Origin of the sequence: Streptomyces chartreusis NRRL 3882 (genome assembly GCF_900236475.1) — a bacterium.
In the GTDB taxonomy this organism is placed as follows: domain Bacteria; phylum Actinomycetota; class Actinomycetes; order Streptomycetales; family Streptomycetaceae; genus Streptomyces; species Streptomyces chartreusis_D.
On the sequence record NZ_LT963352.1, the window covers coordinates 3,323,232 to 3,344,781 of the forward strand.

The following is a 21,550-nucleotide window of genomic DNA, read 5'->3' on the forward strand; positions in this document are numbered from 1 at the left end:
CCGGCGCCCGTCGCCGTGACATCCTGACCGGGTGAACGGTCCCGAGATCCACGTCGAGTTCGCCCCCGAGCTGCACGTGTTCGTCCCCCAGGCCCGGCGGGCGGGCGCCCTGCCGGCCACCACGGACGGCGTCTCCAGTCTGGGCCATGTCGTCGAGTCGCTGGGTGTGCCGCTGACCGAGGTGGGCGCCCTGGTCGTGGACGGACGCGAGGTGCCCTTCTCGCACGTGCCGGCCTCCGGCGAGTCGGTGACCGTACGGACCGTCGCCCGCCCCCAGCGGGTGCCGGGCGCGCCCCTGTGCTTCCTCCTCGACGTACACCTCGGCACGCTGGCCCGCCGGCTGCGGCTGCTCGGCGTCGACACGGCATACGAGTCGACCGACATCGGCGACCCCGCCCTCGCGGCGCGTTCGGCGGCCGAGCGGCGGGTCATGCTGAGCCGCGACCGGGGGCTGCTGCGGCGCCGCGAGCTGTGGGCGGGGGCGTTCGTGTACAGCACCCGGCCGGAGGAGCAGCTTCGGGACGTCCTGGACCGCTTCCAGCCCGAACTGCGGCCCTGGACACGGTGCACGGCCTGCAACGGGCTGCTGCGCCAGGCCTCCAAGGACGAGGTGGCGGATCAGCTCAAGCACGGCACGCACGCGACGTACGACGTGTTCGCGCAGTGCACCGCGTGCGGCCGGGCGTACTGGAAGGGCGCGCACCACGAGCAGTTGGAGGCCATCGTGGAGCGCGCCCTCGCCGAGTTCGGGAGCTAATTCCTCCTCAGGTCCGCCTTGCCGCAGGCGATCCCGTCCCCGTCGCGGTCCAGGCCCAGCGGGTCGTCGCGGCCGTTGACCTTCAGGCGGCCGTAGTCGTTCTCCCTGAGCCACTCGCAGCGGGCGACCGTCGTCTTCTTCACCTGCGCCGGGAAGCCGGTCGGCACGCAGACGTTGATCGAGCCGTAGTGGCGGTCGCAGCCGGAGATCGTCGGGCTGACCTTCTGCGACGTGCGCTTCTTGCCGGGCTTCACGACCTTGCCCTCGGGCGCGCCCGCGAAGTCGTGGACGTGCGCCGAGGCGTCCGTCGCCTTGAGGGCCTGGGGGCCCTGGAGGTGCACCCACTTCGCCACCGACGGCACTCCGTTCGCGTCGACCGCGAAGAGCATGTACCAGCCGGGCGGGGCCAGGTTGGGGTTGCTCGTCACGTTCAGGTCGACGTTGTTGCCGTCGACGGACAGCGGCAGGTCCACGAACCGCTGGTTGGGGTCGGAGGAGTGCGTGACGGCGGCCGGGCGGATCAGCTCGGCCTTGGCGATGGGCCGGTCGACGGTGATGCGCTGGGTGTCGCCGTAGTTCCACTCGGTGTCGATCACCGAGGTGATCGTGGGGCGCGGGCCCTTGAACAGGTAGGGCGGGCTGTAGACCGACACGTCGTGGTTCCAGGAGCCGTTGCCCGGGTTGTCGCCGGTCGTCATGACGCGGCCGTCGGGGAGCAGGAACGCCGACGAGTGGTAGCCGCGCGCCTCGGGGTCGACGGCCACCGGGTCGAAGGTCTCCGACTCCGGGTCGAAGATCGACGTCTCGTAGACCGGGTTGGCACGGTTGTGCAGCGCGCCGCCCGTCTCCAGCACCTTGCCGTCGGGCAGGAGCACGGCGGAGACGTACATCTTGCCCTGGGCGCCGGTCTGCGGCACCGGGCCGTTGCCCAGGTCGACCGTGCCCTGCGGGATCGGCGGCCCGGCCACGTAGGCCGGGGCCGGCTGCTTGAGGTCGATGATGTCGGTCAGGCGGTTCGCCTCCGGGTTGGAGTCGATGTTGCCGCCGCCGAGGGTGAGGACCCTCTGGTCCTGCGCCGGGGGCAGCAGCACGCTGGCCGACTGGTCGCGCTCGTCCTTCTTCTGCAGGCCGGGGACCTGGGTGATGGTGTTGGCGCCGTAGTCGTAGATCGCCGAACCGGTGCCGGGGATGTTGTTGCCGAAGACATGGCTGCCCGAGTAGAAGAGGCGGCCGTCCTGCATGAGGATCATCGACGGGTACAGGCCCCAGTACGACCAGGTCTGGTTGACCTTCCAGGTCGGCTGCCACTGCTGTTCGGCCTCGGAGAACAGCTCGGCGGTGACCGAGCCGCTGGAGTCCTCGCGCAGGCCGCCGAAGGAGATGACGTCGCCGTTGCCGAGGATCGTGGCCGACGGGTACCAGTGGCCGTCGTTCATGTCGTTGGTCTTCGTGTAGGTCTCGGTCTCCGGGTCGAAGATGTACGAGTCCTTGTAGCCCTGGTAGCCGACGCGGCCGTCCGCCGTGGGGTAGCCCTTGTTGCCGCTCATCACCAGCACGCGCCCGTCCTGGAGCTGCACATGGCCGGCGCAGAACATGTCCTTCGGCGTGGGGACGACCTTGTAGGTGCCCTTCTCCGGGTCGTACACCGCCGAGGTGAAGGTGCCCGCCTCGAACATCGACTCGTCGTTGCCGGAGCCCGCGATCAGCAGCACCTTGCCGTTGTTGAGGACGACGGAGTGCATGGAGCGCACCGGGTTCCGCGTGGGCAGCACGTCCCACTTGCCGTTGGCGCACTGATCCGCGCTGCCGGTGCACTGCGGGGGCGGGACCGGGTCGGCGACCTGCTCCATCGTGTAGTCGTCGGTCGTGGCCGAGCCGGTGCCGTAGACGGAGACGCCCCAGGAGATGCGGTCGGTGCCGGCCGGGACCTCGGGGGTGCGGACCGTGGCCTCGGTCCAGGTGCCGGCCATGTCCAGCGTCTTGAGGTCGGTCCAGTACTGCCAGCCGGCCGTCGTGTCGTGCCGGAAGAGGGTGACCGAGGCATCCGGGGTGGTCGTCTTGTACCAGAGGCCGAGGTCGTACTGCTTGCCCGGCGTCACCACCGGCGCGCACTCGGCGGACTCGGTGATCAGGGCCTTGCGGTCGCCGTCGACGCGGCGGGTCAGCTCGACCTTCATGGCCTTGCCGCCGGTGTGCGCGTCGGCCGTCGTGGTGAAGGTGAAGTCGTTGTCGCCCCAGCCGGACTTCTCCCAGCAGTACGGCATGTCGCCGGTGCCGGCGGTCTCGAAGCCGGGGTTGCGGATGAGGTTGGCGGCGGAGGCGGGCTGGGGCGCGGTCAGCAGGAGGCCGGCCGTGAGCGCGCCCACGCCGACGAGTGCGGTTCTTCTCCGGTGTCTGTTCACACGGCTCTCCTCGCGGTGCGGCTCTCGCGCACGGGGTTCTCACGTCCCCGGCGCGGCAGGTAGACCAGCGCTTCGGTCCCCACGAAGCGCAGGACGAACGTCGTCACCAGCGCGAGCGCGGTGGCGGACAGCACGCCCAGGTGCAGCTGGTGCACGAACAGGGCGATGAGCGGGATGCGCAGCACCAGATCGGCGTTGGCGAGCAGCGCGAACCGCCCGGCCCGGTCCCACCAGCGCCGGTGCCGGCGCCGATCGCGGAACAGCAGGTGCTCGATGAGCAGGAAGTTCCAGGCGACGCCGAGCTGGTTGGCGAGGATCTCCGCCGGTACGTAGTGCATGCCGACGGCGGTCAGCGCCCACAGCCCGAGCAGGTTCGGCAGGAAGCCGGTGAGCCCGATCAGGCCGAAGCCGACCATGCGCGCGACCGGCGAGGCGGCGCGCAGCCCGGCCAGGTGGCGCAGGAACCGCAGGCCCTCCTGCGCGGTCGACTTGGACTCCCCGGCGAACCGGTCCTGGAAGACGAAGGGCACCTCGGTGACCCGGCGCGGGCGGCTGCGGACGGCGAGTTCGAGGAGGATCTTGTAGCCGAGCGGCTGGAGCACCTCGGCGGTGACCGCGCTGCGGCGGATCGCGAAGAAGCCGCTCATCGGGTCGCTGATGCCGTGCAGCCGGCGCGGGAACAGTGCCTTGGTCAGCCAGGTCGCCCCGCGCGAGACGGCCACGCGGTAGCTGCCCGCGAGTCCGGCCCGGCTGCCGCCCTTGATGTACCGGGAGGCGACGACCAGCCCGGCGTTCGCCCGCTCGCCGGTGGCGACCAGGTCGGGCACGAGGGACGGCGGGTGCTGGCAGTCGCCGTCCATGACGACGATCCAGTCGGACGTGGCGGCCTTCAGTCCCTCGACGACCGCGCCGCCGAGCCCGCCCACCGGCTCCTGGCGGTGCAGGACGGTCACCGGGAACGGGCAGTCCTGCGCCGCCTTCTCGATGACCTCGGGCGTGTCGTCGGTGGAGTCGTCCACGAAGAGGACCTCGCAGGGCAGCCGGGCCGGCACGGCCTCGGTGATCTGGTGCAGCAACTGCCGTACGTTCGCCGACTCGTTGAACGTCGGTACGACGATGGTGACGGCGCCCGGTTCGGGGATCTCGGCGGTCTCGACGACCTCTCCGGGGACGGTGGACTCCTGGCTCATCGCGCGCCTCCGGCGGACGTCTGGATCTGGCGGATCTCGATGCGGTCCTCGCCGGTGCCGAAGGTGGCGACCGGGTCCGAGTGCTCCATGGCGGCCTTGACGTTGGGCAGGTCGGCCGCGTCGCGCCGCACGGTCGGCGAGGCGACGACGTAGTCCAGGTCCTTCCAGCCGCGCGGCATCGTCTTGGTCACCGCCGGGTCGAGGTCGGCCTTGTAGAACCAGATGACGCCGAGGCCCGGCCGGTAGCCCTGGTGCACGAGGTCGAGCCAGAGGGCGTCGTCGACCAGCACCCGGGTGCGCTCCGGGTTCTCGACCTCGGTGGCCAGCCACCGGGAGGCGGCCTTGTAGGGGGCGTTGGCGTCGGTGGTGACGGCGGTTCGGGCGCCGTCGTACCAGTGCGGCACGACGTAGGCGCCGGCGGCGAGGGCGAGGACCGTGGCGAGCGCGTACCGGCCCACGCTGACGTACCGTTTCTCCGCCTCGGAGCGCCAGCGGCTCAGCACCGCGTGGGCGACGGAGGCGGTTCCTCCGGCGAGGACCAGTGCGAGGAACGGCAGGGCCTGGATGACGTACATCGCGGGCAGGTAGCCGTTCGGGCGCAGGGCCAGCGCGGCGAAGACGGCGACGGCCAGGGCCGGTCCGGCGAGGGCGCGGGCGGTGACCGACCAGCGCCAGGTGACGAGGAGGAGCAGGGCGCCCGCGAGGCCGCCGAGGGGCAGGATCCTGTCGTAGTACAGCCACGACTGGAGCACGCCCCAGGAGCCGGAGCCCTGGTCCAGGATGAAGCCGGAACCCGGCCTGGTCATCTGGTACTTGACGCCGTCCCAGAGGGAGACGTGCCCCGCGCCCGGCAGCAGCTCGCCCTTGAGCAGGGCGAACAGCGGATACGAGAAGCCGATCAGGGCGCAGGCCGTGACGGCGCCGGTGAGGGCGAACTTGCGGGTGTCCTTGTGGCTGTGCCGCCACATGGTGAGGAACAGGGCGGGCAGGACGACGAGCATCGTCTCCTTGGTGAGGACGGCCGTCGCCGCCGCGATGCCCGCGCCGAAGTGGTGCCACAGGTGGCGGCTCGGGGAGGCGGCCAGCGTGAAGGCCAGCAGCGTCCACATCACCGCGAGGTTGTCGAGGAAGATCTCCCGCTGGAGGACGACCGCCAGCGGCGAGAGGCCGAAGAACACCATGCCGAGCGCGGCGGCCCAGCGGGGCAGGGCGAGGCGGCGGCCCAGGACGTAGACGAGGACCGCGCTGATGCCGCTGATCACCAGCATCGCCGCACGCATGGTGCCCACCGTCATCGACTCGGGGCTGATCAGCGCCGGGATCCAGGTCAGCACGGCGATCTGGATCCAGCCGAGCGGCGGGTGGTCGTACCAGTAGGTGTAGTGGGCGAGGCCGTTGCCCTGCTGGACCGACCAGGCCTGGGCGAGGTAGGTGCCCTCGTCGTCGCTGAGGGCCGGGTAGTCGGCGATGTTCCAGCCCTGCACGACGAGGATCGCCACGAGGAGGACACCGCACAGGAGCAGGTCGGACCGGGAGGAGCGCAGCCGGCTCGGCGGCTCCGGTCGCCGGTGGGCACCGGTGCGGGGCGCGGGCTGCCGCTGCGCGGGGACCTTCGCAGGGGTCACCGCTGGAAGGGTGGAGGTCACGCGGGAACGTCCTCTCGGGTCACGGGAACGTCCCGCCGGCTCACGGCCGTCTCGTCGAGATGCGCGCCGACGTGGGTCGTCAGCTCCCAGTCGTTGCGGCCGCGCTGCTCACGCCACACGGCACGGACGGCCGCCCCGGCGAGCAGGACCTGGTAGAAGGGGCCGCCCAGGATCAGCTTCAGGTAGTGCGCGAACCGCACGCGCAGCCCGTACTGCTTGCCGAAGTCGTGCAGGCCGACGATCTCGAAGACGAAGGTGACCAGGGCGGTGACGGCCGGCAGGAAGGTGATGAAGGCGATGCCGACGGGCACGTCCAGGAACAGCGCGACCGCCACGTTCAGCGGGATGATCAGGCCGGTGAAGGCCTGCATGAACGGCGTCATCAGGGTGTAGCGGGCGAGCAGCCGCTGCCCGAGGGTGGGCAGTTGCTTCCAGTCCTTCTTCCGGTACACCTGGAGGAACCCCTGGTTCCAGCGGGTGCGCTGCTTCAGCAGGGACATCAGCGAGCCCGGGGTCTCCTCCCGGGTCACCATGTCGGAGTCGTAGGCGACGACGACCTTCTTGCCGATGCTGGAGAGCCGGACGCCCAGGTCGCAGTCCTCGGCGAGGCAGTTCGGGTCCCAGCCGCCGGCTTCCCTCAGGACGCCCGTGCGGACGAAGACGGTGTTGCCGCCGAGCGGAATGAATCCTTTCTGCGCGTGCAGATGGAGCCGCGAGCGGAACCAGAAGAAGTACTCCAGGCAGTTGCGCAGGCTGTACCAGCTGGAGTGGAAGTTGATCAGCTGCACGCCGCCCTGGACGACGTCCGCACCGGTGGTGCGGAAGGCGTGGTCGACGTGGGCGAGGAGCTCGGGGTGGACCTGGTCCTCCGCGTCGAAGACCCCGACGACGTCGCCGCGGCAGTGCGGCAGGGCCGTGTTCATGGCCTTCGGCTTGTTCTTCTTCTCGTGGCGGTCGACGACGACCCGGACCCGTGGATCACGCGCCGCGGCCTGCTCGGCCACGGCGGTGGTCTCCGGGTCGTCGTGCCCGACGATCACGATGATCTCGAAGTCGGTGTGGCTCGACTCCAGCAGCCGCTGGATCGTGTGGTCCAGCACCGCCTGTTCGTGCCGGGCGGGCAGCAGCAGCGAGAAGGAGACGTGCTCGTTCCCGTCCGGGCTGCTGAACCGCGTGGAGGCGAGCACTTCCGGCGTACGCCAGGCGTGCATCTGCCACCACAGGGTGAACGCCGCCATCCAGAACAGGGCCAGTGAAACGGCAGCGATGAAGACAGACGTGAGCAAACAGATCCCCCCAGATCCCAGAACCCCCCGCCGTGACGGTTTATCTCATGCGTCACGGCACTGTGCAGAGATTAAGGGGGAACGGTGAAGCCTGGGGGCCGTTCGTATAAAGAACGTGTTTCCGTTGAATCCCGACTTCAGTCGCTCAAGGTCGCACGCAACCTGTCAGCCTCGGTCGTCGGGGCGTCGCATGTGAAGTTACGGCAGACGTACGCGGCCGGTTCACCGCCGACCAGCGGACGGTCCGCGAGCAGCGGAAACTCGTCGCTCCCGGGGGCGCCGACAGCGACCACCGCGCCGGGCGCGGTGCCCAGAAGTGCCGTGCGGTGCAGGGTCCTTGTCCCCTCGTGCTCGAGGGACGGCCCCACGACGGCGACCTCACGCGGGCCGTCCAGCGCGGCCTCGGCGGCGGCGAGCCCCCAGCCGATGAAGCGGGGCACCCGCGGCCCGAGCGCCTTGACGACGCCGAGGGCCTTCTCCGCGGCGGTGCGGTGGGGCTGCGACCCGGTGTGCGCGGCGTAGCTCAGCAGCGCGCCCGCCGCCGCGGTCCAGCCGGACGGGGCGGCGTTGTCGGTCGGGTCCTGCGGGCGGCGGATCAGCCGCTCGGCGTCGGCGGCCGTGTCGAACAGGGCGCCCGACTCCTCGTCGGTGAAGCGGGCCAGGACGTGGTCGAGGAGGAACCCGGCGAACTCCAGCCAGACGCCCTCCCCCGTGACGGACGCCAGTGCGAGGAAGCCCTCGGCCACATCGGCGTAGTCCTCCAGCACGCCCGCGTTGGCGCCGGCGTGGCCGTCCTTGCTGGTGCGGGTGAGCCGGGCCTGCTCGTCGAGGTGCAGCCGGACGAGGAGGTCGGCGGCGGCGAGGGCGGCCTCGACGAGGTCGGGCCGGTCGAAGTAGGCGCCGGTCTCGGCGAGGGCGGCGATCGCGAGCCCGTTCCAGGCGGCGACGACCTTGTCGTCCCGGCCGGGAGCGGGACGCCCGGACCGTGCTGCCAGCAGGCGTTCCCGGATCGAGGCGATCCTGTCGGCGTCGAACAGCCCGTCCTGCTGCGGAAGTTGGAGGACGGACCGGCCGTGCTCGAAGGTGCCCTCCTCGGTCACGCCGAAGTACCGGGCGGCCAGTTCGGCGTCCTGCTCGCCGAGCACCTCGCGCAACTGCGCGGGCGTCCACACGTAGTACGCGCCCTCGACGTGCTTGCCGGTGCCGTCGTCGCTGTCGGCGTCCAGCGCGGAGGCGAACCCGCCCTCCGCCGTACGCAGTTCGCGCACCATGAAGTCGGCGGTCTCCAGGGCCACCCGGCGGGCCGGCTCGGAACCGGTGGCGCGCCAGAGGTGGGCGTAGACCCGGCACAGCAGGGCGTTGTCGTACAGCATCTTCTCGAAGTGCGGCACGATCCAGTCGCGGTCGACGGAGTAGCGGGCGAAGCCGCCGCCGATCTGGTCGTAGATGCCGCCCCGGGCCATGCGCTCGCAGGTGTCCTGCGCCATCTGGAGGGCCCCCTCGGCGCCGGTGCGGGCGTGGTGGCGCAGCAGGAACTCCAGCACCATGGACGGCGGGAACTTGGGCGCCCCGCCGAATCCGCCGCGCTGCGGGTCGTACTCGCGGGTGAGCGCGAGCAGCGCCTGCGCGAGTTCCTGCTCGCCGGGCGTCTGGGCGTCACCGTAGGAGATCTCCCGCCCGGCCAGGTCCCGGACGATCTTCCCGGCGACCTCGGTGACCTCGTCCCGCCGCTCCTCCCACGCCTGGTGGACACCCTGGAGCACCTGCCGGAAGGACGGCATGCCCTGGCGCGGGGCGGGCGGGAAGTAGGTGCCGAAGTAGAACGGCTCGGCGTCCGGGGTGAGGAAGACGGTCATGGGCCAGCCGCCCTGGCCGGTCGCCGCCTGCACGGCCTCCATGTAGACCGCGTCGACGTCCGGGCGCTCCTCCCGGTCCACCTTCACGCTCACGTAGTGCGCGTTGAGGTACTCGGCGGTCTGCTGGTCCTCGAAGGACTCGTGCGCCATCACGTGACACCAGTGACAGCTGCTGTAGCCGATGCTGAGCAGCACGGGCACGTTCCGCTTGCGGGCCTCCTCGAAGGCCTCCGCCGACCAGGGCCACCAGTCGACGGGGTTGTCGGCGTGCTGAAGGAGGTAGGGGGACGTCTCGTGCGCCAGTCGGTTCGGCATGGTGTCCATCCTGCCGCAGTACCCCACCCGGCACGCGTCAGGCGCCGCGCGGGCGCCGCCCGGGGCGCACGCCCGACGGACGCGCGGCGCCTCGATCCGCCCGTGTCTTCACATAATCGGGCCGGGCACGCCCCCTCGCCCCGATGCGCCGTCGGCAGCACACTTGACCAAGGAAACGAACGGGACGACGACCTGGGTACGCCGGGTGCCGCCGGAGGGGGACGTGACATGCGGGACAGTCATCGGGCGGAAGCCGAGCGGCTGTTGGCACGGGCCGTGGAGGAGGAGGTGCGCCGGACGGGCGGGCGCACGGACGGGAAGGTGCTGCTCGCGCGGGCGCGCGGGGCGCTCGACACGATGGCGCAGAGTGCGGCCGAGGAGTACGAGGCCTACACGCGCGCCCTGGACGAGGCGGCGGCCGGGCAGCTCACCTTCGGGCAGCGTTACGCCCGGGAGGGCGCCGGCACACCGCTGCTGGTGGCCGGGGTCGCGGCGGTCGCGGCCGTCGTCGCCGACATGGCTCTCGGCACGGGCACCGGGACGGCGCTGGGCGCGGGCCTGACCGTCGGTGTCGTGGGCGCCGCGGCGACCGTCGTGAAGGTCGTCGGCTCGCATCTGCCGGCCGCACACCACCGGGCCGGGGCCGCGAGCCAGCCGGGCGGGCCCGAACAACTGCGGCTCCAGTGGCTGACGGCACTGGAGGTGCGGGGCATCCGGCCGTTCCTCGACCAGCAGCGGGTGCTCGCCGCCTCCACGGGGCCGAAGAAGACCGGGCCGCGGCTGCGGGGCGCCGACAAGAGCGCGGCGGCGCGCGGGCGCAACGTGCTGGAGCAGTCCTTCGCGCAGCTCCCGGAACCGGCTGAGCCGTTCGCGGGCCGGCGGCACGAACTGGCGCAGATCCGGCAGTGGGTGCAGGCGGCCCGGGCGAGCACGGAGACCCAGCCGACGGTGGTCGTCCTGCACGGCACGCCCGGCAGCGGCCGGACGACCCTCGCGGTGCACGCCACGCACGATCTGAAGGACTACTTCCGCGGCGCCTGCGTCGTCGACCTGCGCGCCGAGGGCACCGGCGAGTCCCCGCTGTCCACCCGTGACGCCCTGCTGCATCTGCTCAACCGGCTCGGCGCGCCCCGCGAGCAACTGCTGTTCCGCGAGCGCTCCTCCCCCGACCAGCAGGTCAAGCGGCTGAGCGAGCTGTACCACCAGCATCTGACCGGCCTGCCCGTCACCGTCGTCCTGGACGACGCCTCGGACGCCGGGCAGGTCCGCGCCCTGGTCCCCGAGCGGTCCGACAGCCTGGTGCTGGTGACCGCGCGGAAACCCCTGGAGCTGGGCGAGCTGCCCGCGCGGGTGCACCAACTGCCCGTGACGCCGCTGGACGCGGCGGGTGCGGAGGAACTGCTGGGCGCGGCGGCCCAGGACCGTTCCGGGCCGTACGACGCCGAGTCCGCCGACCGGGTCCGGGAGCTGTGCGGCGGGCTCCCGCTGGCGCTGCGCATCGCCGGTTCGTGCCTCGGCCCGCGCTCCCCGCGCGCGCTGGCCACGGACCTCGGCGCGTACGGCCCGGTCGATCCGGTCGAGCGCGCCCTGTGGCTGCGCTACACCGACCAACCGGAGCCCGTACGCCGACTGCTGCGCCGCCTGGCCCTGGCCGGCCGGGCCTCGCTGGGCGCCGCCGCGGCCGCCGCGCTGCTGGCCACCGACGAGGCGGAGGCGAAACGCCACCTCCAGGCCCTGACCCGGGCGGGCCTGATCGACCACGTCCGGGGCGACCGCTACCGGCTGCACGACCTGGTCCGCGCCTTCGCCCAGGCCCGGCTCCTCGACGAGGAGGAACCGGCCGAGCGCACGGCGGCGCAGGAACGGCTGATCGTGAACTACGCCGAGCTGGCCGACTCGGTGCTGCGCATGGTCGACGGCAACATGTCGACCCGCACGAACCGCTTCAGCCCGTACGGCTTCCCCTCCCTCGACGAGGCGCTGCGCTGGCTGGACGACGAGTCGAGCTTCATCACGGCGGCGCTGCGGCACGCCGAGGGCGTGAACCAGGCCGCCGTCCTGAACCTCCTGGGCGCCCTGTGCGACTACTGCCTGCTGCGCGGCGACCTCTACCGCCTGGGCGAGATCAGCGAGCTGGCCCAGGCGGTGGACGAGGGTCTGCTGGTCCGCTCGGTGCAGTGGCGCACCGGCATCGCGGCACGGCAGCTCGGCGAACTGGACAAGGCGCGTACGACCCTCGCCTCGGTCGTCGACCTGTACCGGGAGGCCCATCACGAGGCGGGTGCCGCCCGCGCCCTGTGCTCCCTCGGCATCACCCTGCACCACCAGGGCAATCTGACGGAGGCGTCGGCGAAGCTCCGCGAGGCCCTGGCCCTCCAGTCCTCCGCCGAGCTGGCGACCGACCGGGCCTGGACGATGCACGCCCTGGCGGCGGTGGAGCGGGACCGGGCCCGGCTGGCGGAGGCGCTGGACCTGCTGACCGAGTCACTGGTCCTGCACCGGCGGGGTGAGTCCGTGCACGGCCAGGCCTGGGCCCACTTCCAGCTCGGCCAGCTCGGCCTGCGCATGGGCGACGTCCCGCGCGCCGAGGCCGAGCTGCGCGCGGCCCTGCAGCTGTACGGCCGGACCCGTGACGCCCGTGGCGAGGCCTGGGCCCTGACCCAGCTGGCCCGTGCCCTGCTGGTCGCCGGTGACGCGTCCCCGGCCGTGGAGGAACTGCGCGGGGCCGCCGCCCGGCACCGCGAGAACGAGGACGCGCGCGGCGAGGCGTGGACGCTGTACTACCTCGGCCAGGCCCTGGAGGAGACGGGCAACCTGGACCAGGCGGTCCGCGAACTGGAACGCTCCCGCACGATGTTCTCCCGTATGCGGGACGTCTACGGCCTGGCCTGCGCCCGCCACCACTCGGCGCGCGTCACCCGCGACCAGCGGGCGGCCCAGACGGGCTCCCTGCGCAACTCCGGCTTCGCCCGCCAGCTCCTCGTGGACGCCCGCGCCGACTTCCAGCGGATCGGCGTCGCCCACGGCGAGGCGTGGACCTGCCTGGAACTGGCGGTGGTGGACGCGGGCAACGCACGCACCCAGCAGGCGCTGACGCTGTGCGACGAGGCGGCGGACCTCTTCAGGTCGTACGGCGACCGCCGGGGCGAGGACTGGGCCCGCTTCCTGCGCTGCACGCTGCTGCCGTACGCGGCCCCCGGTGGCATGGAGGTCGGCACGGCCGTGGCCCAGGAGGAACTGGCCCAGCTGGCCCGCGCGAGCCATCCGCTGCGCGACCAGAAACTGGACGACTACCTCGACGCCTACACCCTGCTGCTGGAACGCGGCGTGACCCTGGAGGCGGGCTGGCAGGCCTGGCGCCTGGGCATGGTGCCGAACCGGCATGCGCGGGAGGTGATGGGCGTGGCCGTGGAGTCGAAGGCCTAGGGACACCCTCCGGCGCGCGCGGCGCACCCGTCGGAGGCGAAACGGCCGCCGACGGGTGTTCCCGGGGAGAGACGGCCGCCCCGGGAGGGGGGTCAGCCCCGCTGCTGCTTGCCCTGGCCCGATGCCTCCGCGTCCGCGGGCTCCGGCTCGGCCTGCTCTGCCTGCTCTGCCTTGGGGTCCGGGACCTGGGTGAAGTCGACCCTGTTCATGTGCCGGCTCATGGACTTCATCAGGGCCCACACCGCCAGGGCCATCGCCGCGAAGACGATGAAGCCGAGGACGCCGGGGGTGACCTTGTCCTCGTCGACCTCCTTGGCGAAGGTGACGAGGTGCGTCATTGCCAGGGTTGCGCTTGCGCTCATGTCAGGCATTGTCGCGGACGCCCGCGAAGAGGTCGTCCTCGGGGAGGGAGGTATCGACGAGGGACTTCGCCAGCTCGTACTCCTCCGTCGGCCAGACCTCCTTCTGGATCTCCATCGGCACCTTGAACCAGCCGCCGTCCGGGTCGATCTGCGTGGCGTGCGCGATCAGCGCCTTGTCGCGGATCTCGTAGAAGTCGGCGCAGGGGATGTGTGTGGTGAGCGTGCGCTGCTTCATCCCGAACTCGTCCCAGCGCTTGAGCCAGTCCCCGTAGGGCGACTCCAGACCCCGGTCGAGCATCGCCTGGTGCAGGGCCTCGGTGCGCGGGCGGTTGAAGCCCTGGTTGTAGTAGAGCTTCTGCGGCTGGTACGCGGGGCCGTACTCGGCCTCCGGGTACTTCTCGGTGTCCGCCGCCCCCTCGAACGCCACCATCGAGATCTTGTGGGTCATGATGTGGTCGGGGTGCGGGTAGCCGCCGTTCTCGTCGTAGGTGGTGATCACCTGGGGACGGAAGGAACGGATCTTCCGCACCAGCTCACCGGCCGCGTGGTCGACGTCCTCCAGGGCGAAGCAGCCCTCCGGCAGCGGCGGCAGCGGGTCGCCCTCGGGCAGGCCCGAGTCGACGAAGCCGAGCCACTCCTGCTTGACGCCCAGGATCTCCCGGGCCTCGTCCATCTCCTTCTTGCGTACCTCGTGGATGTGCTCCTCGACGTACTTGTCCCCCTGGAGCTTCGGATTGAGGATGGAGCCGCGTTCCCCGCCCGTGCAGGTCACGACCAGCACGTCCACCCCCTCGGACACGTACTTGGCCATGGTCGCCGCGCCCTTGCTCGACTCGTCGTCGGGGTGGGCGTGAACGGCCATCAGTCGCAACTGGTCAGTCAAGACTCATTCCTCAGTAAGTCGGCGCCCTGTGTGCGTCGGCGCAATCAGCGGCTTCTATAGTGACCGAATCGGGGGGCGAATAATTCCGGGCCCCGGTCCCGGGCCCCTTACGGGACCTTCGTCCCGGCCCCGTCTGGAGGACGATCATGAGTACGGCGAGCACGCGACTGCCCGAGGGGCGTTACGGCCGTTCCTCGGACGAGCGTGCCGACCGCACGCTCAAGATCGTCGGCGCCGTCCTCGCGGTGGCGCTGCTGGGGCTCGTCGGCTGGTTCGGCTACCACTACGTCGCCCAGAGCGAGATCAGCGCCGAGGTGATCAGCTTCGAGCCCGGCAAGGAGTCCGTGCAGGTGCACCTGGAGGTCCGCAAGGACGCCGGTACCGACGGCTACTGCACCGTGCGCTCGCAGGCCGAGAACGGTGCCGAGGTCGGCCGGGCCGATTTCCGCTTCGGCGGGGACGCCACCCGCATCGACAAGGTCGTCACGCTCCGTACGACGTCCCCGGGGACGACGGCCGAGCTGCTGGGCTGCCACACCGGCTGAGACCCCGCCCGGGTCACCTGCAATACGTAGCGCCTGACCTGCGTTGACGTGAATCTGGTGGCTTATGTCCTCCCCCTTCCGCCCCTGAATTGTTAGGCTCGTGGTTTCGCCCATCCGTGAAGGAACATGCTTCTGGGTAGGGCGATGCTTTGTATTCCCAGTACCTACGAGGAGCACCTGTGACCCAGACCAGCGAGAACGTCACCTGGCTGACCCAGGAGGCGTACAACAAGCTCAAGGCTGAGCTTGAGTACCTTACTGGTCCCGCGCGGGCTGAGATCTCCGCGAAGATCGCCGCCGCGCGCGAGGAGGGCGACCTGCGTGAGAACGGCGGGTACCACGCAGCCAAGGAGGAGCAGGGCAAGCAGGAACTCCGTGTGCGCCAGCTCACCCAGCTCCTCGAGAGCGCCAAGGTCGGCGAGGCGCCCGCGGCGGACGGCGCCGTGGCGCCCGGCATGGTCGTCACGATCGCCTTCGACGGTGACGAGGACGACACTCTGACGTTCCTGCTCGCCTCGCGCGAGTACGCGAGCACCGACATCGAGACGTACTCTCCGCAGTCCCCGCTGGGCACCGGCGTGATCGGCCACAAGGTCGGCGAGGACGCGGAGTACGAGCTCCCGAACGGCAAGAAGGCCTCGGTGAAGATCCTCAAGGCCGAGCCGTACGAGGGCTGAACCACCCCGGCCGATGTCCTGACCTGCCCCCGGCGTCCTCGCGGCGCCGGGGGCATCGTCATGCCGTCGCGGACCGGTACTTGCGCACCGCCAGCGTCCGGAAGACGACCAGGATCAGGATCGAGTAGATCAGCGAGGCCCAGACGGGGTGCTGCATGGGCCAGGCCGCCGACGGCGACTGGCCCGGGTTGGCGAACAGCACGCGGCAGGCCTGGACCGTGGCGCTGAAGGGGTTCCACTCGGCGATATGGCGCAGCCACGGGGTCATGTGGCTGGTGTCCACGAACGCGTTCGAGATGAAGGTGACCGGGAAGAGCCAGATCAGCCCGCTGGACGTGGCCGCCTCCGGGGTCCGGACGGACATGCCGATCAGGGCGCCGATCCAGGTGAACGCGTAGCCGAGCAGGAGCAGCAGGCCGAAGGCCCCGAGCACCTTGCCGACGTTGGTGTCGCCGTCCGAGCCGACGCGCCAGCCGACCAGGAGGGCCACCACCGCGAGGACGACCAGGGTGAGGGCAGTCTGCGCGGAGTCGGCGAGGGTGCGCCCGGTGAGCACCGCGCCACGCGCCATGGGCAGGGAGCGGAAGCGGTCGATGAGGCCCTTGTGCATGTCGTCGGCGATGCCGGCGCCGGAGCTGGCGGTGGCGAACGTGACGGTCTGCGCGAAGATGCCCGCCATCAGGAAGTTCTTGTAGTCGACGGCGCTGGTGCTGCCGCCGATCTGCATGGAACCGCCGAAGACGTAGGTGAACAGCACCACGAACATGATCGGCTGGATCAGCCCGTAGATGATCATCTCCGGGATCCGGGACATGCGGATCAGGTTGCGTTTCGCGATGACCATCGAGTCCCGGATGGACTGGCTGACCGGGTTCGCGGCCGGCGCGACCCGCACGGTGTCGGTGACGGCGCTCACTTGACGGCCTCCTCGTCGTTCTCCTCGTTCTTCGCCTCTGCCACGTGTCCCGTCAGCGACAGGAAGACGTCGTCGAGGGTCGGCCGGCGCAGGCCGATGTCGTCGATCTCGATGCCCCGGGCGTCCAGTTCCCGGATGACCTCGGCGAGGAGCTTGGCACCGCCGGTCACGGGCGCCGTGAGCTTGCGCATGTGCTCCTCGACGGTGGTGTCGCCCTTGCTGAAGCCGGCGAGCACCTCGGCGGCGGACCGGATGTGCTCGCGCTCGTGCACCACGACCTCGACGCGCTCTCCGCCGGTGCGGGCCTTGAGCTGGTCGGAGGTGCCCTTGGCGATGACCTTGCCGTGGTCGACCACCGCGATGTCGTGCGCCAGGTGGTCGGCCTCTTCCAGGTACTGCGTGGTCAGCAGCAGCGTCGTGCCGCCGGAGACCAGTTGCTTGATGACCTCCCACAACTGCTGGCGGTTGCGGGGGTCGAGGCCGGTCGTCGGCTCGTCCATGAACATCACGGGCGGCGAGACGACGAGGGCCGCCGCGAGGTCGAGCCGGCGGCGCATGCCTCCGGAGTAGGTCTTGGTGGGGCGGTCGGCCGCGTCCGCGAGGTGGAACTGCTCCAGCAGCTCGACCGCGCGCTCCTTCGCCGCCTTCGCCTTCATCTGGTAGAGCCGGCCGACCATCTGCAGGTTCTCGCGGCCGGTCAGGTACTCGTCGACGGCTGCGAACTGGCCGGACAGGCCGATGGAGCGGCGGACGGCGTCGGGCTGTTTGAGCACGTCGAGGCCTGCGACGACCGCCCGTCCGCTGTCGGGGCGCAGCAGGGTGGTCAGGCAGCGGACGGTGGTCGTCTTGCCCGCGCCGTTCGGCCCGAGCAGGCCGAGGACCGTGCCCTCGGGCACGTCGAGGTCGACACCGTCCAAGGCCCTTACGTCGCCGAAGGTCTTGACCAGACCCTCGGCATAGATGGCGCCTGGCATAAAAGTCTCCACGTATTCGGGGATCGCCGGACAGGGTGGATCAGTTTTCGCACGAACACATCATAACGCGATGTATCGCGTCTCTCAACAAGGTTTCCCATGTTCCGTTTCATGCGACGAAAGGATCTTGAGCCCGGCTCGCCAGGCGGTCAGCCCATGACCGTGTAGCCCGCCTCGCGCAGCGCCTGGCCCACCTCGGCGCAGTGCGCCGGGCCCTTCGTCTCCAGGTGCAGCTCGACCTCCGCCTCCGTGAGCCCGAGCCGTGGGTCGGTTCGTACGTGGCTCACATCAAGGACGTTAGCGTCGACCACTGACAACACGCCCAGAAGCGTGGCCAAGGCTCCGGGCCGGTCCGTCAGCCGCAGCCGGACGGCCAGGTAGCGGCCCTGCGCGGCCATGCCGTGCCGCAGCACCCGCTGCATCAGCACCGGGTCGACATTGCCGCCGGACAGCACCGCGACCACCGGCCCCTCGAAGGAGCCGGGCCGGCTCAGCAGCGCCGCGACCGGGCTCGCCCCGGCCGGCTCCACGACCAGCTTGGCCCGCTCCAGGCACAGCAGCAGCGCGGCGGACAGCTCGTCCTCGCTGACCGTGCGCACCTCGTCGACCAGCTCGCCGACGATCCCGAACGGCACGTCGCCGGGCCGCCCGACCTTGATGCCGTCGGCCATCGTCGCCGGATTCTCGACCGTGACGGGCCGGCCCGCCGCCAGCGAGGGGGGATAGGCCGCCGCGCCCTCCGCCTGGACGCCCACGATCCGCAGATCCGGCCGCAGGGCCTTCACCGACACCGCGATCCCGGCGGCCAGCCCGCCCCCGCCGATGCCGACCACGATCGTGCGCGCCTCCGGGCACTGCTCCAGGATCTCCAGGCCGACCGTGCCCTGGCCCGCGATGATGTCGGGGTGGTCGAAGGGGTGGATGAACACCGCGCCCGTCTCGGCCGCGTACTCCTGCGCGGCGGCCAGCGTCTCGTCGACCACCTGGCCGTGCAGCCGCACCTCGGCCCCGTAGTCCCGGGTGGCGCTGACCTTGGGCAGCGGGGCGCCCTTCGGCATGAACACGGTGGAGCGCACGCCGAGCAGCGCGGACGCCAGGGCCACGCCCTGCGCGTGGTTGCCGGCGCTCGCGGCGACGACTCCGGCGGCGCGTTCCTCGGGCAGCAGGCCGGCGATCCGCACATAGGCGCCGCGCAGCTTGAACGAACCCGTCCGCTGGAGGTTCTCGCACTTGAGATGCACCGGCGCGCCGACCAGCTGGGACAGGTGCCTGCTGCCCTCCAGCGCGGTCACCCGAGCCACGCCCGAGAGCATCTTCTGGGCGCCGCGCACGTCGTCGAGGGTGACGGGCCGCAAGGAGTCAGCCGTGCTGTAGCTCATGACTCCAGCATCGCAGTTCACGAGCGGGAACGGCCGTTGTGACCAACCTCCGAGACCCGCTTTGCGCAGCGCCGGTACGGCCCGCCCCCCGGCCGCGTACCCTGTCCCCCAATCAGCCAGCCCTCCACGAAGTGAGCCCCCGGCCATGCCCACAACACCTGAAATGTCGATGGACATGACGACCGTCGGTGACACCGGTCTTCTCGACACCCTCCAGCACGAGGTGGCGGTGTTCGCACGCCGTGCCGAACAGACCCGGCTCGGCGGGGTCGGGCAGGTGCGCAACTCCATGGACCGCGCCGCGTACCTGCTGCTCAACCGTCTCGACAAGGAAGGCCCGATGGGCGTCAAGGCCCTCGCCGCGAGCATGGGGATCGACTCCTCGACGGTCACCCGGCAGGTCGCTCCGCTCGTCGACACCGGCCTGGTCAAGCGCACCTCGCACCCCGAGGACGGGCGTGCTGTGGTGCTCCAGCTGTCCCCGCGCGGGCAGTCTCGGCTGGAGGAAGTGCGCTCGTCCCGGCGGCAGTTGATGGCCGAGCTGACCGAGGACTGGAAGCCGGAGGAGCGTGAGGCGTTCTGCTCGCTCCTCACGCGCTTCAACAGCGCGCTGTCCGCCCGGATGGCGGTACAGGGGGTGCCGGGGCCGGAGGCGCAGTCGCCGTCCTGACCCCGTGGTGCGACGCGGCTTCCGGGCCCGTTGCTCTCCGGGGACGCCTGTACGGTGCGCGGCTCTTGACCTCGGGGCCACCCCTGGCCTGATATGAGACCGGGTCCCCGTCGTACGCGGCCGTCGCGCCCGTACCCGGCCGGGCCCGCATCCTCAGGGTCGCCGTCAGGCGGGAGGCGCGATGCGAGAGCGGCATGCGTCCCAGGCAACCCGTCGAGCCCGGGAGTTCGAGGCGTTCGTCGCGGGCGCGGCCGGGCGGCTGCTGCACGCCGCCACCCTGCTCACTGCGGAGGCCCCGGACGACAACCCCCGCGCGCGGCGCCTGCTGACCCTGTCGCTGGCGCACACGTACGCGTGCTGGGACCGGCTGCGCGGCGAGGATCCGTACGACCGAACCCGGCAGTACCTGGCGACCCGCTTCGCGCGCGGCGCCTGGCACCACTACGGCGGTCCCGGCCGCTCGCGGCCGCACCCGGCGAGTCCCCTGGCCCCGCTCACCCCGCAGGAGCGGCTCATCCTGGTGCTCAGGCTCTACGAAGGCGTCGCCGAGGAGCAGACGGCCGCCCTGCTCGGCCTGTCCACGGAGCGCGTACGGGCCGTCTGCCACCGGGCCACGACGACCCTGCTGCGCCGCTCGCGGGGCGCGGCCCCGGCGGTGACGGCCGCGAAGACGGTGCCGTCATGAGTTGTCGCGGCCCTCTCGACGAGAGCCGCCTCGGCGAGTGCTCTCCCGGCGAACGGAGGCGGGCATGAGCGGGAACGACCGAGACGCTGCGGTACGGCGGCTGCTGGAGCAGGCGTCGTCGCGGCCCGTGCCACCCGAGATTCACGCCGAGGCGGTGCGCCGGGGCAGTCGGATGCTGCGGCGCAGGACGGTCGCTCTGCGCCTGCTGTGGCTGCTGATGTTCGCGGCGGCCGTGGCGTTCACCGTGTGGGCGCTGACGGCCCGCCCGTGGGTGGAGCCGCCGTCGGACACGACTCCACCCCTCACCGGCTGGTGACCCCGCCGGGGCCCGTCCTAGCCGAGCGCCTGCTGGAGGTCCTCCAGCAGATCGTCGGCGTTCTCGATGCCGACGGACAGCCGCACCAGGTCTCCGGGCACCTCCAGGAGCGAGCCGGCCGCGGAGGCGTGCGTCATCCGGCCGGGGTGCTCGATCAACGACTCGACGCCGCCCAGGGACTCGCCCAGCGTGAACACCTTGGCGCGGTTGCAGACCTCGACGGCCGCCTCCTCGCCGCCCGCCACGCGGAAGGACACCATGCCGCCGAACGACTTCATCTGCTTGGCGGCGACCTCGTGACCGGGGTGCTCCGGCAGGCCCGGGTACAGGACGCCCGTCACGCGCGCGTGCCGGGTGAGCATGTCGGCGATCTTCGCGGCGTTCTCGCTGTGCCGGTCCATGCGCACCGCGAGCGTCTTGGTGCCGCGCAGCACCAGCCAGGAGTCGAAGGGCCCGGCGACCGCGCCCATCGCGTTCTGGTGGAAGGCCAGCTCCTCGCCCAGGCCCGGGTCGTTGGTGATCAGGGCGCCGCCGACGACGTCCGAGTGGCCGCCCATGTACTTCGTCAGCGAGTGCACGACGACGTCCGCGCCCAGCGAGAGCGGCTGCTGGAGGTAGGGCGTGGCGAAGGTGTTGTCGACGACGAGCCGGGCGCCCGCGTCCCGGGCGACCTGAGCGACGGCGGCGATGTCCGTGATGTGCAGGAGCGGGTTGGAGGGCGTCTCCACCCACACGGCCTTGGTCTTCGGGGTGATCGCGGCCCGTACGGCGGCCGGGTCGCTGGTGTCGGCGACCGACCACTCCACTCCCCAGCGGGCGACGACCTTGGCGAAGAGGCGGAACGTGCCGCCGTAGGCGTCGTTGGGGATGACCACGTGGTCGCCGGGGCTGAGCAGCGTACGCAGCAGGCAGTCCTCGGCCGCCAGCCCGGACGCGAACGCGAGACCGTGACGGCCGCCCTCCAGGGCGGCGAGGTTCTCCTCCAGCGCGGTCCTGGTCGGGTTGGCGCTGCGGCTGTACTCGTAGCCGCCGCGCAGGCCCCCGACACCGTCCTGCTTGTAGGTGGACACCTGGTAGATCGGCGGGACGACCGCGCCCGTCAGGGGGTCGGCGGTGTTGCCCGCATGGATCGCGAGCGTCTCGAAGTGCTGACTGATATGCCTGTCACTCATGAGCACCGAGGGTAATGCGCCGACGCGATGAGTGCCGGGGGAAGCGCCGGGGAGGAGGCGACACGGCCCCGGGCCGGGGTTTCCACTGGGCGG

18 protein-coding genes are annotated in these 21,550 nt (G+C 71.4%); 7 read left to right on the forward strand and 11 right to left on the reverse strand.

The features are described 5' to 3' along the window. Window positions 1-31: 31 nt before the first annotated feature. Entirely contained in the window at window positions 32-757 is a 726-nt protein-coding gene (locus tag SCNRRL3882_RS14730; RefSeq protein WP_010045703.1) for a Mut7-C RNAse domain-containing protein, read from the forward strand. Here SCNRRL3882_RS14730 and SCNRRL3882_RS14735 read toward each other — a convergent pair. The 5 genes from SCNRRL3882_RS14735 to SCNRRL3882_RS14755 all read right to left on the reverse strand — a co-directional run bounded on the left by SCNRRL3882_RS14735 (window position 754) and on the right by SCNRRL3882_RS14755 (window position 9,452). Then, a complete protein-coding gene (locus tag SCNRRL3882_RS14735) occupies window positions 754-3,159 on the reverse strand; it encodes a galactose oxidase-like domain-containing protein (protein WP_029181573.1) in 2,406 nt (801 codons plus the stop codon). The two genes, SCNRRL3882_RS14730 and SCNRRL3882_RS14735, sit on opposite strands and share 4 nt — an antisense overlap. Then, complete coding sequence (locus SCNRRL3882_RS14740; RefSeq protein ID WP_010045699.1) at window positions 3,156-4,349, reverse strand: glycosyltransferase; 1,194 nt, start codon at window positions 4,347-4,349, stop codon at window positions 3,156-3,158. Before SCNRRL3882_RS14740 ends, SCNRRL3882_RS14735 begins: the two co-directional genes overlap by 4 nt. Then, window positions 4,346-5,995: an ArnT family glycosyltransferase gene (locus tag SCNRRL3882_RS14745; RefSeq protein ID WP_010045696.1), complete on the reverse strand. Its 1,650-nt coding sequence runs from the start codon at window positions 5,993-5,995 to the stop codon at window positions 4,346-4,348. Before SCNRRL3882_RS14745 ends, SCNRRL3882_RS14740 begins: the two co-directional genes overlap by 4 nt. Further along, window positions 5,992-7,281: a glycosyltransferase gene (locus SCNRRL3882_RS14750; protein ID WP_010045693.1), complete on the reverse strand. Its 1,290-nt coding sequence runs from the start codon at window positions 7,279-7,281 to the stop codon at window positions 5,992-5,994. The genes SCNRRL3882_RS14745 and SCNRRL3882_RS14750 overlap by 4 nt, the downstream gene beginning before the upstream one ends. A 137-nt stretch (window positions 7,282-7,418) precedes the next feature. Further along, a complete protein-coding gene (locus SCNRRL3882_RS14755) occupies window positions 7,419-9,452 on the reverse strand; it encodes a thioredoxin domain-containing protein (RefSeq protein ID WP_010045688.1) in 2,034 nt (677 codons plus the stop codon). A 228-nt stretch (window positions 9,453-9,680) separates the two neighbouring features. Here SCNRRL3882_RS14755 and SCNRRL3882_RS14760 point away from each other — a divergent pair, with 228 nt between their 5' ends. Continuing rightward, window positions 9,681-12,878: a tetratricopeptide repeat protein gene (locus SCNRRL3882_RS14760; protein ID WP_010045687.1), complete on the forward strand. Its 3,198-nt coding sequence runs from the start codon at window positions 9,681-9,683 to the stop codon at window positions 12,876-12,878. Between the two features lie 92 nt (window positions 12,879-12,970). On the opposite strand, the gene SCNRRL3882_RS14765 is transcribed toward SCNRRL3882_RS14760, so the two are convergent. Then, window positions 12,971-13,249: a hypothetical protein gene (locus SCNRRL3882_RS14765; protein ID WP_078602942.1), complete on the reverse strand. Its 279-nt coding sequence runs from the start codon at window positions 13,247-13,249 to the stop codon at window positions 12,971-12,973. Continuing rightward, window positions 13,242-14,123, reverse strand: coding sequence for a mycothiol conjugate amidase Mca (gene mca / locus SCNRRL3882_RS14770; RefSeq protein WP_010045685.1), 882 nt, complete (start codon window positions 14,121-14,123; stop codon window positions 13,242-13,244). Before mca ends, SCNRRL3882_RS14765 begins: the two co-directional genes overlap by 8 nt. 146 nt (window positions 14,124-14,269) lie before the next feature. On the opposite strand from mca, the gene SCNRRL3882_RS14775 reads away from it, so the two are divergent. Together SCNRRL3882_RS14775 and greA are read left to right on the forward strand one after the other, a co-directional pair. Further along, window positions 14,270-14,668 (forward strand): DUF4307 domain-containing protein, encoded by a 399-nt coding sequence (locus SCNRRL3882_RS14775; protein WP_010045684.1) that lies wholly within the window; start codon window positions 14,270-14,272, stop codon window positions 14,666-14,668. Window positions 14,669-14,847: 179 nt separating this feature from the next. Further along, window positions 14,848-15,345, forward strand: coding sequence for a transcription elongation factor GreA (gene greA / locus SCNRRL3882_RS14780; protein ID WP_010045682.1), 498 nt, complete (start codon window positions 14,848-14,850; stop codon window positions 15,343-15,345). Between the two features lie 58 nt (window positions 15,346-15,403). Here greA and SCNRRL3882_RS14785 read toward each other — a convergent pair whose 3' ends face one another. The 3 genes from SCNRRL3882_RS14785 to ilvA form a co-directional block, all read right to left on the reverse strand. Continuing rightward, window positions 15,404-16,261 (reverse strand): ABC transporter permease, encoded by an 858-nt coding sequence (locus tag SCNRRL3882_RS14785; RefSeq protein ID WP_010045680.1) that lies wholly within the window; start codon window positions 16,259-16,261, stop codon window positions 15,404-15,406. Next, the gene (locus SCNRRL3882_RS14790; RefSeq protein WP_010045678.1) at window positions 16,258-17,235 is read right to left on the reverse strand and encodes a daunorubicin resistance protein DrrA family ABC transporter ATP-binding protein; all 978 of its coding nucleotides are present in this window, start codon (window positions 17,233-17,235) and stop codon (window positions 16,258-16,260) included. Before SCNRRL3882_RS14790 ends, SCNRRL3882_RS14785 begins: the two co-directional genes overlap by 4 nt. A gap of 149 nt (window positions 17,236-17,384) precedes the next feature. Further along, window positions 17,385-18,614 carry a threonine ammonia-lyase gene (ilvA, locus tag SCNRRL3882_RS14795; protein ID WP_010045676.1) on the reverse strand — a complete coding sequence of 410 codons (1,230 nt, stop codon included), beginning with the start codon at window positions 18,612-18,614 and terminating at the stop codon, window positions 17,385-17,387. A 163-nt stretch (window positions 18,615-18,777) separates the two neighbouring features. Between ilvA and SCNRRL3882_RS14800 the strand changes: the two genes are divergently transcribed. The 3 genes from SCNRRL3882_RS14800 to SCNRRL3882_RS14810 all read left to right on the forward strand — a co-directional run bounded on the left by SCNRRL3882_RS14800 (window position 18,778) and on the right by SCNRRL3882_RS14810 (window position 20,285). Continuing rightward, window positions 18,778-19,284: a MarR family winged helix-turn-helix transcriptional regulator gene (locus SCNRRL3882_RS14800; RefSeq protein ID WP_029181572.1), complete on the forward strand. Its 507-nt coding sequence runs from the start codon at window positions 18,778-18,780 to the stop codon at window positions 19,282-19,284. A gap of 181 nt (window positions 19,285-19,465) precedes the next feature. After that, a complete protein-coding gene (locus tag SCNRRL3882_RS14805) occupies window positions 19,466-19,969 on the forward strand; it encodes a sigma factor-like helix-turn-helix DNA-binding protein (protein WP_010045672.1) in 504 nt (167 codons plus the stop codon). Window positions 19,970-20,033: 64 nt separating this feature from the next. Then, entirely contained in the window at window positions 20,034-20,285 is a 252-nt protein-coding gene (locus SCNRRL3882_RS14810; protein ID WP_010045670.1) for a hypothetical protein, read from the forward strand. Between the two features lie 17 nt (window positions 20,286-20,302). On the opposite strand, the gene SCNRRL3882_RS14815 is transcribed toward SCNRRL3882_RS14810, so the two are convergent. Continuing rightward, window positions 20,303-21,457 carry a cystathionine gamma-synthase gene (locus SCNRRL3882_RS14815; RefSeq protein ID WP_010045668.1) on the reverse strand — a complete coding sequence of 385 codons (1,155 nt, stop codon included), beginning with the start codon at window positions 21,455-21,457 and terminating at the stop codon, window positions 20,303-20,305. Window positions 21,458-21,550: the final 93 nt, after the last annotated feature.

Coding starts and splice junctions, on each gene's coding strand:
- SCNRRL3882_RS14815 (WP_010045668.1), bottom strand. CDS start 21,457: ATGAGTGACAGGCATATCAGTCAGCACTTCGAGACGCTCGCGATCCAT.
- SCNRRL3882_RS14740 (WP_010045699.1), bottom strand. CDS start 4,349: ATGAGCCAGGAGTCCACCGTCCCCGGAGAGGTCGTCGAGACCGCCGAG.
- SCNRRL3882_RS14800 (WP_029181572.1), top strand. CDS start 18,778: ATGTCGATGGACATGACGACCGTCGGTGACACCGGTCTTCTCGACACC.
- SCNRRL3882_RS14775 (WP_010045684.1), top strand. CDS start 14,270: ATGAGTACGGCGAGCACGCGACTGCCCGAGGGGCGTTACGGCCGTTCC.
- SCNRRL3882_RS14805 (WP_010045672.1), top strand. CDS start 19,466: ATGCGAGAGCGGCATGCGTCCCAGGCAACCCGTCGAGCCCGGGAGTTC.
- SCNRRL3882_RS14755 (WP_010045688.1), bottom strand. CDS start 9,452: ATGCCGAACCGACTGGCGCACGAGACGTCCCCCTACCTCCTTCAGCAC.
- SCNRRL3882_RS14760 (WP_010045687.1), top strand. CDS start 9,681: ATGCGGGACAGTCATCGGGCGGAAGCCGAGCGGCTGTTGGCACGGGCC.
- SCNRRL3882_RS14765 (WP_078602942.1), bottom strand. CDS start 13,249: ATGCCTGACATGAGCGCAAGCGCAACCCTGGCAATGACGCACCTCGTC.
- SCNRRL3882_RS14810 (WP_010045670.1), top strand. CDS start 20,034: ATGAGCGGGAACGACCGAGACGCTGCGGTACGGCGGCTGCTGGAGCAG.
- SCNRRL3882_RS14790 (WP_010045678.1), bottom strand. CDS start 17,235: ATGCCAGGCGCCATCTATGCCGAGGGTCTGGTCAAGACCTTCGGCGAC.
- ilvA (WP_010045676.1), bottom strand. CDS start 18,614: ATGAGCTACAGCACGGCTGACTCCTTGCGGCCCGTCACCCTCGACGAC.